The 13,380-nt window shown below is 36.8% G+C and carries 11 protein-coding genes and 1 riboswitch; of the genes, 4 read left to right on the forward strand and 7 right to left on the reverse strand.

Annotated features, from left to right (window positions below):
- Positions 1-60: 60 nt before the first annotated feature.
- On the reverse strand, positions 61-852 hold the full coding sequence (locus BME96_RS14385) for a transporter substrate-binding domain-containing protein (RefSeq protein ID WP_019377911.1): 792 nt from the start codon (positions 850-852) through the stop codon (positions 61-63).
- 313 nt (positions 853-1,165) lie between these two features.
- A complete protein-coding gene (gene pruA / locus BME96_RS14390) occupies positions 1,166-2,713 on the reverse strand; it encodes an L-glutamate gamma-semialdehyde dehydrogenase (RefSeq protein WP_071649383.1) in 1,548 nt (515 codons plus the stop codon).
- Positions 2,714-2,923: 210 nt separating this feature from the next.
- Positions 2,924-3,017, forward strand: a riboswitch (TPP riboswitch).
- A gap of 127 nt (positions 3,018-3,144) precedes the next feature.
- Here pruA and tenA point away from each other — a divergent pair.
- Positions 3,145-3,843, forward strand: coding sequence for a thiaminase II (gene tenA / locus BME96_RS14395; RefSeq protein ID WP_060681402.1), 699 nt, complete (start codon positions 3,145-3,147; stop codon positions 3,841-3,843).
- A gap of 104 nt (positions 3,844-3,947) precedes the next feature.
- On the opposite strand, the gene BME96_RS14400 is transcribed toward tenA, so the two are convergent.
- From BME96_RS14400 to BME96_RS14410, 3 genes are all read right to left on the reverse strand, one after another.
- Positions 3,948-5,453 (reverse strand): glycine betaine uptake BCCT transporter, encoded by a 1,506-nt coding sequence (locus BME96_RS14400; RefSeq protein ID WP_060681400.1) that lies wholly within the window; start codon positions 5,451-5,453, stop codon positions 3,948-3,950.
- A gap of 154 nt (positions 5,454-5,607) precedes the next feature.
- On the reverse strand, positions 5,608-6,186 hold the full coding sequence (locus BME96_RS14405) for a cysteine dioxygenase family protein (protein ID WP_060681398.1): 579 nt from the start codon (positions 6,184-6,186) through the stop codon (positions 5,608-5,610).
- 208 nt (positions 6,187-6,394) lie between these two features.
- Positions 6,395-7,291, reverse strand: coding sequence for a c-type cytochrome (locus tag BME96_RS14410; protein WP_071649384.1), 897 nt, complete (start codon positions 7,289-7,291; stop codon positions 6,395-6,397).
- A gap of 191 nt (positions 7,292-7,482) precedes the next feature.
- On the opposite strand from BME96_RS14410, the gene coxB reads away from it, so the two are divergent.
- From coxB to BME96_RS14425, 3 genes are read left to right on the forward strand one after another with little or no spacing between them, the layout of a single operon-like run.
- On the forward strand, positions 7,483-8,253 hold the full coding sequence (gene coxB / locus BME96_RS14415) for a cytochrome c oxidase subunit II (RefSeq protein ID WP_071649385.1): 771 nt from the start codon (positions 7,483-7,485) through the stop codon (positions 8,251-8,253).
- A gap of 52 nt (positions 8,254-8,305) precedes the next feature.
- Complete coding sequence (locus tag BME96_RS14420; RefSeq protein WP_071650020.1) at positions 8,306-10,153, forward strand: cytochrome c oxidase subunit I; 1,848 nt, start codon at positions 8,306-8,308, stop codon at positions 10,151-10,153.
- On the forward strand, positions 10,143-10,718 hold the full coding sequence (locus BME96_RS14425) for a cytochrome c oxidase subunit 3 (protein WP_071649386.1): 576 nt from the start codon (positions 10,143-10,145) through the stop codon (positions 10,716-10,718). Before BME96_RS14420 ends, BME96_RS14425 begins: the two co-directional genes overlap by 11 nt.
- Before the next feature lie 569 nt (positions 10,719-11,287).
- On the opposite strand, the gene BME96_RS14430 is transcribed toward BME96_RS14425, so the two are convergent.
- Together BME96_RS14430 and BME96_RS14435 are read right to left on the reverse strand one after the other, a co-directional pair.
- Positions 11,288-12,040, reverse strand: coding sequence for an SDR family NAD(P)-dependent oxidoreductase (locus BME96_RS14430; protein WP_019376892.1), 753 nt, complete (start codon positions 12,038-12,040; stop codon positions 11,288-11,290).
- 133 nt (positions 12,041-12,173) lie between these two features.
- Positions 12,174-13,220, reverse strand: a complete 1,047-nt coding sequence (locus BME96_RS14435; RefSeq protein WP_231478628.1) for a tellurite resistance/C4-dicarboxylate transporter family protein — start codon at positions 13,218-13,220, stop codon at positions 12,174-12,176.
- Between the last annotated feature and the right edge of the window lie 160 nt (positions 13,221-13,380).

The raw sequence follows: 13,380 nt of genomic DNA on the forward strand, positions 1-13,380 counted from the left end.
ATATTTATAAATTAGAAAAGGGTGTAACATCAGGCTAGTTACACCCTCTTAAGTAAAGTGTTATTCAGGCTTCTCTCCAAACCATTTTTCATAAAGCTCATCATATTTTCCATTTTCCTTTAATGTGGCAAGTGCATCATCAATAGCAGCTACTAGCTCATCATTTCCTTTTGAAATAGCAATTCCATAGTCTTCTGCTTGGTACAAGTCTCCAACAACTTTTAATCCGTCGCCCTTTGTCTTAATATAGTAGGCGACATTCGGAGCGTCATAAAGAACAGCATCCGCGCTTCCATTTTCAACAGCCATATATGCTTGATCCAGTTGTTCAAATTGACTTGCTTCTGCGCCTTTTATGTTATCAGCAATATATGCAGCACTTGTTGAACCCAACCTTGTTGCAATTGTCTTTCCTTCTAAATCTTCAATACCCTTTATGTCCTCATTTTCTTCCCGCACCCCAATACTCAGTCCGGATTGGTAATACGGTTCACTATAATCAATCTTTTTAGCACGTTCATCTGTAATACTAATTCCCGCGATTGCGATATCAAATTGTCCTGTTTGCAAGCCAGGAATGATACCATCAAAATTTGTTGTTTCCATATTAATTTTAAATCCTGCCTCATCAGCAATTGCATTGATCAGATCAATGTCAAAGCCAACATATTCTCCATCCTCTTTAAACTCAAAAGGAACGAAGGAAGTATCACTTACTACGGTATATTCCTCTTTTAATTCTGATTTCCCCTCTCCATCTGCTTTTTCTTCAGCTCCGCAAGCTGCAAGCACCAATATCAAAAGTGCTGTGAGCAGAAATGTAGAGATTAATCTCCAGTTCTTATTAATCATTATTTAGTTGCCCCCTCTTTTCTGGTTAATCTGCACTAATACCATTTTAGTTTATCAAATATTGATTTTTTAGAAAAATTCGGTTTATTAGCAATAAACGTGAATACTGGTCTTTTACAAGGCCTTGACCCATTAATATGTTGAAATTCTTTTATATAGTACGTTTTACTTCCGAATACTGAAAATTTATACAATTATTTAATAATAAAATTCATATATGATGAATATAGTCAAAAGCTTAAAGTTTATAAAACAAAAGAAGACCTATCCTTTTTGAGAATAGGCCTTCTAGATCGATATTTAATTTCCTCGTTTAGAACATTTCAGAAACTGTTTTAGCATTCAAGAATTGCGGAAGATAATCTGGTCCACCTGCTTTTCCATTTGTTCCTGACATTTTGAATCCGCCGAATGGCTGATATCCAACGATAGCTGCAGTACAACCACGATTGAAATATAAATTTCCAACCTGAAATTCATAGCGAGCGCGATCCAGATGTTTACGATTATTGGATATAACTGCGCCTGTTAAGGCATACTCGGTATTATTAGCAATCTCAAGCATTTCATCAAAGTCTTTGGCTTTGGCGAATGCGACCACTGGACCAAATATTTCCTCTTGCATAATTCTGGCTGTTGGATCAACATCTTTAAAAATGGTTGGATAAATGTAATATCCTTCGGAGTCATCCGTCTCGCCACCATATGCAAGCTCGCCCTCGCTTTTACCAATATCAATGTAGTTTTTTATCTTATCAAACTGTTTTTGATTGATTACTGCACTCATAAATACGTCTTTTTCAGCAGCATTTCCTACTGTAATCTCTTTTGTTTTTTCGATTGCCATTTCGAGCACTTTATCATAAACAGCCTCATGAATAACAGCTCTTGAACAAGCAGAACATTTTTGGCCTTGAAAGCCGAAAGCAGATTGTACGATAGAATCTGCAGCAAGTTCAAGGTCAGCATTCTCATCGACAATAATTGTGTCCTTACCGCCCATTTCAGCTACAACACGCTTCAGAAAATCTTGGCCTTCTTGAACTTTAGAAGCCCGTTCTATAATTCGTGTCCCTGTTGCCCGGGATCCCGTGAAATTAATGAATCTCGTTTTTGGATGATCCACAAGATAATCCCCAATATCAGAAGGATCACCTGGCACAAAATTTACTGCTCCATCCGGCACGCCGGCTTCAACTAATGCCTCAATTAGCTTATATGCAATCACAGGTGTATTTTCTGAAGGCTTTAATAGCACCGTGTTTCCAGCCACTAATGGGCCAACTGTCGTTCCACATACAATAGCAAAAGCAAAGTTCCATGGCGGAATAGCTACACCTGGACCAAGTGGTTGATAGAAATAGCTGTTATTTTCATTTGGTCTATCTTCCATTGGCTTTCCTTTCGCTAATTCAATCATTTCTCTGGCATAGTATTCAAGAAAGTCGATGCCTTCTGCCACATCTGCATCTGCTTGTCCCCAAGGCTTACCTGCGTCATATACAAGAGTGGCAGCAAATTCAAACTTTCTTTTTCTTACAATGGCTGCGGTGCGGAACATTACCTCGGCTCGAGCCTCTGCACTCCAATTACCCCAATCTTTAAATGCTTCTTCTGCTGCTTCCATTGCTTGCTCGACATGTTTTTTCGTAGCCATAGAAGCTTTTCCAATTACCTGATCCTTCTTAGCAGGATTGACGGAAGTAATTTTATCGTCCGTATACACTTTTTCGCCCTTAATAACAAGAGGTATTTCTTTACCTAATTGTTCTTCAACGCTTTTTAACGCTTGGCGAAAATCCTTTCGATTTGTTTCTTCATTAAAATTAGTAAAAGGTTCATGTTTAAATGGTAAAACCATCTTTTACCTCCTCTAGTTAAATAAAATATGTCATTTGCTGTTCATGCTCAACTTTATTAACAGCAAGCACAACAAATAATCATTATAGTAAACGGTTCCCATCAAAAGTTTATCTAAAACGTTTTCATGTAATTTTAAAATTACATAACTATTCCGATAAGTAAGTTGACTTTAATTTTTTATATGATATGCTACATTTGTATTAACTATTATTTCTGCTAGGGGAGCCTATGATGGCTGAGAATGAAGACCCTTGGAACCTGAACTGGTTAACACCAGCGGAGGGAAGTGGAAAAATGCTTATTCTTGCAATCAATTTATTTTTTGAGTTGAAGATATTGTCTTAAAGCACTCTTGAATTAATTGACGCTTGCTTAAGTTCATCCGTTCCCTCCTCAATCAGCCAGAAATTAAAAAGAGGAGGATTTTTTATGCAATTTACCGACACATTACGGGAAGCAACTGAGAAAAGCTGGGAGCAAAGCTTAAATCATCCATTTGTAAAAGGAATTGTGGATGGTGACTTACCGCTGGAAACTTTTAAATACTACATTCTTCAAGATATCTATTACTTGAAGCATTTTGGAAAAGTGCATGCTATGGCTGCAGCTCAGGCTGAGGATTTTCATGTAACCGCAATGCTTGCTGAAAAAGCTAAAAGTACGGCACAAGCTGAGCTAACTGTTCATAAAGCGCATGCAGAAATCCTTAATATTAATGAAAAAGATACTGAAAATTTTAAACCTGCTCCTACAGCTTATGGATATACTGCACACTTATATCGAGCAGCTCTTTCAGGCAGCCTTGGACAAACCGTTGCCGCACTCTTACCTTGTTATTGGTTATATGCGGATATTGGCAAAACCTATAAAGACGCCAAACCAAAAGAGAAAATATATCAGAATTGGATTAATACGTATGCCGACGATTGGTTTCACACCTCTACTCAAGAGCAAATCGATCTACTAAATTCTATAGCCGAAAAATCCAGCGAGAGTGAAAAAGAGAAGATGAAAGAACAATTTGTTATTGCTAAGGAGTACGAATTGGCTTTCTGGGAAATGGCCTATACAAAGGAACAATGGTTTTCTGACAGACAATGGCATGCAACTGTTTCCCATAATAATTAATAAACGTAGTTAGTTCTCCATATAAAATTATTCAATATAATAAAGCGATCTATCGTTAAGATAGATCGCTTTATTGGGTATATACTTTTCTTGTTTAGTCAGTATTAATTTTTCTTTTTCTTCGTTATTTCTAATTGCTTTGCTTCATCAGATAAGGATTTAAATAAACTGACGATCATTAAGGCCATAATAACCGAAAATGGTAAAGCTGCGATAATCATCATATTTTGAAGTGCTTGTAATCCTCCAGAATATAAAAGAACGAGCGAAGCAGCTGATAGTAATACACCCCACACAATTTTAATCTGATTACTCGGCGAATGAGAACCATTTGTTGTCATCATCCCAAGCACAAATGTACCAGAGTCTGCAGACGTAATGAAGAAAGTAGCTACCAACAGCATTGCAATAATAGAAGCAATTAAGCCTGCTGGGTAATGTTCAAACATACCGAACAAAACCTCTTCTGTTGCAAGTGATGAAATCTTTGCTAAACCTGAATTTTCAACCTTGATGGCAGCACCACCAAATGCAGCAAACCAGAAAAAGCTCACAATTGAAGGAACGAACAATACATTTAATATAAATTCACGTATCGATCTTCCTCTTGAAACTCTGGCAATAAACACTCCAACAAATGGAGACCAAGAGATCCACCATGTCCAGTAAAAAATAGTCCAATCATTAATCCACTGATGAATATCCGTATCAAGTGGAGCAATTCGAAAACTCATTTTCGGTAATGATTGAAGATACGTACCTATTGTATCCGTAAATAAATTTAGAATGAAAATGGTTGGGCCAAATATAAAAATAAGTAGAAGCAAAATCGTAGCAAGCCCCATATTGGCATTACTTAAATATTTTATCCCTTTTCCAAGACCTGACCAAGCAGAGATCATAAACAGAACGGTTACGATAGCTATAATTATAAATTGAACGCCAATATTTACAGGGATGTCATAAAGAAAAGATAACCCCCCATTTATTTGTACCGCTCCAAAGCCTAAAGTTGTTGCAACACCAAGTACAGTAGCGACTACAGCAATAATATCCACCACTCTACCAGTCGTTCCTTTTACTCTATCTCCTAAAACAGGACGTAATGTAGCACTAATTAAACCAGGCTCATCCTTTCTAAAATTGAAATAGGCTAACACTAATGCTACTATCCCATAAATACTCCATGCATGAATACCCCAATGGAAAAACGTAAACCGTAAAGCATCCTTAATAGCCTGATTCGTGCCGGTCTCTCCAGTAGGTGAACTGAGAGCGTAATGGCTAAGTGGTTCCGCACTACCATAGAAAACCAATCCAATACCCATTCCAGCACTAAATAACATAGCTATCCATGTTGGCCGGGAGAATTCAGGTTTTTCATCTGGCTTTCCTAATTTTATCTTACCCACAGGACTAATTAATAGAAATATACATACTAACGTAATGGCCGTAACAATTATCAAATAATACCAGCCAAAAGATGTGGCAATAAAAGATTTGATATTTGTTGTTACTGTTTGAAAGGCTTCTGGCATAATAGCCCCGATAATAACCATTACTGCAATGATGGAGGCAGATATATAAAAGACTGATGTAGCTCTTTTCATTACTATCTCTCCTTTCCGACGAATAAAGTTTTAATTATTTTCCTCCAGTATTCACAAAATATGTATAGATGCTATTTTGTGAATTAAGCAACTGTTTCAGTTTATAGTTAAAAATAAAGGCAGACAAGTAATATGTCTTATCTGCCAAACATTCCTAATATTCTTTTGTATAACCAACCTCTACCCATTTCACCTTATACGACTGATCATTCTGCAGTTGAAATATACGAAATTTATTAAGCTGTTTTCCATATACATGAATGGTCACCGCCATTTTTTCCCCAACAGATTCAAGTATATGACAATCTGCAGGTGGTAATAATTCACCGGTACTTTGCTCGTTTAGACGTACCGTGCCAGCGGGGATCAATTTCACAAATTCGTCTTCTTCCCTCTCCTCCCGCACGAAATTTTTGACTTTCATCATACCGGTCACTACCCCCTCTACTCCCCATGTACCATCATGATCATGAAGAGGAGTTTTTTGACCGGATTTCCATCCTAATGCCAAAACTTCAAAACGATTCTCAGGGTCACGATATAAAGAATGTCTTGTATAACCATCTTCATCTAATTGGTAAACAGATTTAGGCAACCAACTATCTGTTTTTATTAGTTCACCGACTAATTCTTCTGCTTTTTCCACAATTGTCGCTTCTTTTGTATTTCCTTCTACTAGCTTTGTGATATCCTGTACAAAATCATTCAAGCTATACGGTTCTAATGTGGTCACAATTTCGCACTCCCTGTAGGTATTAAATTTTTGTAAGTAAAACAATTGTTGTCAAAAGTTGACTGATAGCATCGTTATCTTACAAGTTACTACCTTTAGGGTCTATTAAATAAGAAGAAAAATCAATACTTTCGAGAAAGTTTATAAATTATTTATTATCTTAACTCTTAAGGTTAGTTACAAAAATAAAACATTATCAATAAAAAAATTAATTTTGTTTCTTTTCTTTAGGTACAATAACATCTAGACTGGTCCAGTCAAAGTTTCCATTTCTGATTTTGTCTCTGCGGTCTTTCGTTATATAAGAACGACTTGGATCAAGATGATAATCTGTCAATTCCTCAGGATCACCTGATGGCCGTTCATGTGACAGAAGAAATGCTGCGATATCTGCTGCCTCCTGATCTGTTAAGGTCCCTTCCATCCCCTTTGGCATGTTGTTTTGAATAAATCCGGTCGCCTTTTCAATTTTTGTCATACCTGCTGCTTCATTAAATGATCCTTCTCCCCATAACGCAGGACCTGTGTGGTCACTTGTTCCAGAACCATCTGTAGCATGACAGGATACACAATTTTTCTCTACAAACAATCTTGCCCCATTAGTAAGATCTGGCTCAGGTACTTTCTTTTTATCATTATTCATTCTCCATGTAATGTCCTTTTTTGATTCAACATCTTTGGATATAAATTCAAAATAAGCAACCATTGCTTTCATTTCTTTACTGTCTTCATCTAATTTATCACCGTTCATACTGCGAACAAAGCAACCGTTTATTCTATCTTCAATCGTAGTCAGCTTGCCTCTCCGCATTTTAGGAAACTTCTTAGTAATACCAACCATCGGAGAGTTCGGGGCAAGACCGCCATCTCCATGACAACTTAAACAAGAAAGCTCATTTCCTACATGATCTGGTACCACTGCCTTAGTATCATCAAAAATTTCTTTACCATAAATTATGTCACTATTTTGATCCAGCTGGCTTAACTCCTCACGTATTTGGTTTGCGTCATACATTTCCCCTTCACTCCGAGCCTGATCACTACATGCGACAGTTAGTAATGTTAATGAAATAAATAATAGCCAAACATATTTTTCCTTAAACACACATATTCCTCCTTCCTTGCCAAAGTACTATTTTACCAATACCCAACTCATTCTGTTTACTAACATATATTTGGATATTATTGATAGGAATTTTTCTTCAAAACACTCTCAACGTTTAATTTTCAAACAACAAGGGTAGGGATTTTAGAGCACAAAATCATTCTATACATATCGGAAGGGGGCAAAGTACAATGAAAAAAATAGCTATACTTCCTTTTATAATGTTGCTTGCAGGCTGCCAGAGTATTACGGTACTCGATCCCAAAAGCTCTACCGGAAAAGAACAAGCCTACTTAATTTGGTTCAGTTTAGCAATAATGGCAATTGTTTTGCTTGTTGTTTTTATTCTGTTTACGCGGTTTGTGATCAGGTATAGGTATACAGAAAAAAAAGCAGAATTTATACCTAAAGATGTAAAAGGAAACTTAAAATATGAATTAACCTGGACAATTGTTCCATTTTTATTGCTTGCTGTTCTTGCCATTCCAACATTAAAAATCACATTTAATCAGTCACCAGAAACGGAAGCTGAAGCAAATACAAACGGCATTCATATTAACGTTACTGCAGAGCAATTCAGGTGGACGTTTGAACACAAAAACAGTAAAACTGTTCATAATGAATTAATCATTCCTGAAAATAAGGATATTGTATTTCATCTTATATCCAAGGATGTCATCCATTCTTTTTGGATACCTGAACTGGCAGGAAAAGTAGATGTTATCCCGAATAAGGAACTTACATACGTTATTAAGAACGCAGAGATAGGTGAATATGATGGGAAATGTGCAGAATTTTGTGGCATACAACACGCGAATATGACATTTGACGTGAAGGTAGTTTCATTGGATGAATATAACCAATATCTAAATCAATCAAGCAATCAAGCAATCAAAAAGAAGCACAGTAACATAAATGGATTAGTAAGGAGTGTGAGGCATGAATCTATCAATCTTTGGTAAATCTCTATTTGTTCCATCCGATGTTATAGCTGCATGGGTTTTTACCATTATCATGGGTGGCATTGTTTTAATTGCTATCTTTAAATATAAGAAGTTGCCTGTCATTTGGGAATTTATGCGTACAACAAATCATCGTAAAATCGGTACTCTATACATACTATTTGGCTTCATATTTTTCCTTAGAGCCGGAATAGATGCTTTGTTTATTCGTTCTCAACTTGCTGTACCTAATAACGACTTCTGGGTTTTTCAATTCCAAAAATACAATGAAGTATTTACAACCCACGGTACCATGATGATTTTTTTTGCAGCAACTCCCATGCTTTTGGGCTTAATGAACATCGCTGTACCATTACAAATTGGAGCTCGTGATTTGGCTTTTCCGTTTTTAAATGCAGTTGGATTCTGGCTATTTTTCACAGGGGGTATGCTGTTTAATATTGCATTCTTTTTAAATAGTGCGCCTGCAATAGGTTGGACAGGATATGCACCGTTATCAACCTCTATTTTCACCCCGGGTGTTGGATCAGACTTTTATGTTTTCAGTTTACAAATTTCCGGGTTAGGGACCATTTTTACAGCACTAAATTTAATAGTAACAATTGTAAGATTGCGCGCACCTGGCATGAAATTTACCAGGATGCCATTATTTACATGGGCAACACTGATTACAGCATTTCTAATTCTTGTAGCATTTACAGTTTTAGCTATCGGACTCTATTTACTCATGTTTGATCGCATGTTTGGAACAAAGTTTTTCCACGGGCCTGATGGCGATCCTGTGTATTGGCAACATCTATTCTGGATTTTTGGTCATCCTGAAGTGTATATACTCGCATTGCCAGCATTTGGTATTTTCTCAGATATCATTTCAACATTCTCAAAGAAGCGCGTTTTTGGTTATCCAGCAATGGTCCTTTCCATTGTGCTAATCGGATTCTTATCCTTTATGGTTTGGGTTCATCATATGTTTACTGTGGGCCTGGGCCCTGTGACAAATACAATATTTGCGATTACAACGATGGCTATTGCCGTGCCAACTGGAATTAAAATATTTAATTGGCTATTTACAATGCGAGGTGGTGTAATAAGGTTCTCCACTCCCATGCTGTTCTCTTTAGGATTTATTCCTTCTTTCGTTATGGGAGGAGTAACTGGTGTTATGCTGTCAGTTTCAGCAGCTGACTTTCAGTTTCACGATTCACATTTCGTTGTTGCTCATTTCCACTATGTAATTATTGCTTCAACTATCTTGGGAATTTTTGCAGGCATCTATTATTATTACCCTAAAATCACTGGTTTTGTGCTTGATGATAAACTCGGAAAATGGCATTTTTGGCTATTTCTTATTGGGTTTCATCTAACCTTCTTTCCAATGCATATATCTGGACTGAACGGTATGCCTCGAAGGGTTTATACGTTTAGAGTAGGAGGAGGCTTAGAAATCACCAATTTATTAAGTACAATAGGTGCATTTACCATGGGAATTAGCATGCTATTTTTCTTTTATAATTTATATATTACACATAGAAAAGGTGAAAAAGTTGGTAAAGATCCATGGGGTGGGCGAACTTTAGAATGGACGGTAGGTTCCCCTTCTCCGGAGCATACATTTTCACCGATGCCATTGGTGGAAGAAATGGATCCTTTTTGGTATGCAAAGTTGCGTAGAGAAAGAATAAAAACAACAAAAAAACATAGAGCCAGCCCAATTTCAAGAAATTCCATACTTCCTTTTCTTATGACAATCACTTTAGGATTAATGTCATTTTGTATGATTTATAAATGGTACGTACCAGCAATTATATTTGGAGCAGGTGTATTCAGCTTCTTTATTATCAGGGCGTTTCACGATGAGAGAGCACGGCATTACGGAAAGGAGCAGACAGATGATAAATAATTACGAAGCTACCCTATTTAAGGATAAGCAAATTGGTTTTTTCATTTACCTTTTTGTTGAAGCAATTATGTTTCTCACCCTGTTTGCAACCTATCTTGTATTCACTCCTTCTTCCGAGGGTCCACATCCCTCTAAAGTGTTTGAAGCTAAAAGTGTGATCATTTCTTCCGTTTTCTTGTTATCTAGTAGTGGAACATTATGGCTAGCTGAACGAGGGCTTAAGGATAGACAACTTAAAAAGCTGTTACCATGGTTGGGAATTACTCTATTATTCGGTTTGATATTTTTAGGATTAGAAATTCGTGAGTTTTCTAAATACGTAGGTGAAGGATATACATTAAGTACAAGCTCCTTTCTCAGCTCTTATTATGTGCTTGTTGGATTACATGCCAGCCACGTAGCCTTCGGTTGTGCTTGGATGACTATTCTATTTATTCAGCTCAAGCGGGCTATTCCATACTCTTTGTATATGGAGAAATTTAAAACCTTTTCCTACTACTGGCATTTTGTAGATGTGATCTGGGTGTTTATTCTTCTTATCGTATATGTGAGGTATTTGATATAGTGGTTATAATAATGTTGCGTACAAATGTTATCTCGTATATTCAAAGTAGGAGGAAAATGCGAACTAAAGTAGTCACATTTTAAGGAAGTGGATGGACCCATTGATTTCTGCTGCAGGGGGACGCTTTCCGCTCCAATCAATTAGTATAAGCTTTATATTACCAAATGCCGAATGGGCTTTTCACTTGTAATTGTAGATGTTAAATGAGCTTTTTTTCACCTAATACTAAAGACACTTTCTGTTGTTGGAAAAGTAAAATTAAGCGGAGGAAAATACGGAGACTTCTGGGGGAGATGAGGCATCGGTGAGACCCCGGAATGCGGTAGCATGAGGAGGCTCATCAGCCGCCCCCGAAAAGCGCAGTATTTTCCGTAGCGGAGGTGTAACCACATTCATTATTTCAGTGAGCTTTCCAGCAACAATGTTATTTTTCACACTTTAAACACCACAAGTTACGTCACTGTATATATTTTGCGAATTATTCGAGACCTCCAGCATATATTTTAGAAGCATTAAAAGAGCATCAAAAAACTGCCGGGCATATGTTTGCCGGCAGTTTTCTTTTTTCATTATTTAGCTGTGTATCCGCCTTCGATTGGTAATTCAATACCTGTTACAAATTTTGCTTCATCTGAAGCCAAGTACAATACGCCATAAGCTACATCATCTGGATCACCAAGATCTGGAAGTGGTGTTACAGAATGAGCCCAGTTACTCATTTGCTCATCTTGGAACATTTTTTCTGTCATTGGAGTGATAATGATACCAGGGTGTACAGAATTAACACGGATTCTATCTTTTGCATAATCAACTGCTGCAGCTTTGGAAAGCATTCTTACTGCACCTTTAGAAGCAGTATAAGGGCTTGCGCCGCCACCACCAGTTAAACCTGAAGTGGAAGAGATATTAACAATGCTTCCTCCACCATTTTTTTGCATAACTGGGACAACATGCTTCATACCAAGGAATGTACCAGTAAGATTGATGTTCATAATTTTATCCCACTCTGCTACAGTAGTTTCATGCATTGGTTTTTGAATAGTAATACCTGCATTGTTGACAAGTACGTCAATTTTCCCAAATTCTGCTACAGCTTTTTCAACTGTTTCCTTCCAACCATCTTCACTGGAAACATCGTGGAAAAATCCAATTGCTTCTCCACCATTACTTTTAATTTCTTCAACTACTTCTTTTACTTTGTCTTCTTGTACGTCAGTTACAACAACTTTTGCACCTTCTTTTGCAAAAAGTAATGCTTCTGATTTACCTTGACCGCCACCTGCGCCAGTTACTATAGCTACTTTATTATCTAATCTTCCCATTAAAAACACTCCTTTAATACTGAAATAAACAATTCTATTATATTTTATCACTAAACTATTTAACGGTAAATTATTATGTCTTTATGGTTAATCCAAGTTATTTTTGCCTATTATATATTTCTTAATCATACATTTATAAATAAATTTCCCCTTTCCATTCCATCCATAAACGTCGAAACAGACCTATAAAACCAAATAACCACGCAGCTATAGCAATATAAAACATGACATGGGGTACAAACATGAGAAATTCTACTTCTACTGCTTTTGAAAATTGATATGTACTTGTCATGTACATAGCCAAAGGAAACGCCATCCCCCAATATTGCGGCTCATAGCTGATGGGATGTTGATTAATAACGTGTCGCCAGATCATTAATATAAACAATAATGGAATCCACCATGTGCCTGTAATCCAGAAGAACAATGTAAAACCTTTTAGGAATGGAGTAATCTGATTAAGCAGTTGCCAAAGTTCCGCATGAAGGATCAGTGTGGATCCGGCTAAAGTAGTTATAGCAACAGCCCCCATGTTGATCCAGTAAGGTGGTGTCAAAGCTTCAAATTTAAATTTCACAAAAGTAAAACGGTAAAAAATCAGTGTAATTATATTCAGATATAACATACAGCCGAGAAAATACATAGCTAATGTGAAAAATAATACTGCCTCCCGTGCTTGTCCGTTCATATAAGGGGATAGCAATGTCCCTAAAATAGACACAGACTGAGTAGCAACAGACGCAATCAGCCACGCTCCATTTATCCCTTCCTCTATGGTCGGCTTCTCTTTTCGTATTGTGACAGCTGTAAAAAAAGTATACATAATAATAACCCAAAGAATGATGGCAAAAACCCATAATGCTTGAGACATCAGATGACTATGACCCACAATAATTAATTGACTTCCGTAAACAGAAGTACCTGCCACGAGAGTAAAGAAGCCTGGGCCCTTCATATGATGTGTTACGTCATGAATTATATTTTGGAAGTAAAAAAGAATCCGAATAATTGTCAACACCCATAATACACAATATGCTACCGTATTAATGACTAATAATATAGTTGAAAAAAGCGAATATCCCAGCATGTAGGAACCAATGGATAAAGCTCCAGTTGCCATGACTAATGCAAAATACCCTGGAAAAAGATACTTTGCTTTTTTCGTAATAAACGAAATCACCACACACCCTCCCCTCATCTAAATTAAATTCTACTACTAGATTAACACATATAAGTAATCAATAAGCAATAGAAGGGAGATCAGTGCATACTGACCTCCCTTCTAACTTACTTTTACTTTGGTGGACGATTTTGTTTGTATTTCTTATCATCCTTCATAT

This window comes from Virgibacillus halodenitrificans (assembly GCF_001878675.1).
Lineage (GTDB): Bacteria > Bacillota > Bacilli > Bacillales > Amphibacillaceae > Virgibacillus_Q > Virgibacillus_Q halodenitrificans.

What these genes read in the sequence shown, in the direction of transcription:
- BME96_RS14385 (WP_019377911.1), bottom strand. Translation starts at nt 852, where the DNA reads ATGATTAATAAGAACTGGAGATTAATCTCTACATTTCTGCTCACAGCA.
- pruA (WP_071649383.1), bottom strand. Translation starts at nt 2,713, where the DNA reads ATGGTTTTACCATTTAAACATGAACCTTTTACTAATTTTAATGAAGAA.
- tenA (WP_060681402.1), top strand. Translation starts at nt 3,145, where the DNA reads ATGCAATTTACCGACACATTACGGGAAGCAACTGAGAAAAGCTGGGAG.
- BME96_RS14400 (WP_060681400.1), bottom strand. Translation starts at nt 5,453, where the DNA reads ATGAAAAGAGCTACATCAGTCTTTTATATATCTGCCTCCATCATTGCA.
- coxB (WP_071649385.1), top strand. Translation starts at nt 7,483, where the DNA reads ATGAAAAAAATAGCTATACTTCCTTTTATAATGTTGCTTGCAGGCTGC.
- BME96_RS14420 (WP_071650020.1), top strand. Translation starts at nt 8,306, where the DNA reads ATGGGTGGCATTGTTTTAATTGCTATCTTTAAATATAAGAAGTTGCCT.
- BME96_RS14425 (WP_071649386.1), top strand. Translation starts at nt 10,143, where the DNA reads ATGATAAATAATTACGAAGCTACCCTATTTAAGGATAAGCAAATTGGT.
- BME96_RS14430 (WP_019376892.1), bottom strand. Translation starts at nt 12,040, where the DNA reads ATGGGAAGATTAGATAATAAAGTAGCTATAGTAACTGGCGCAGGTGGC.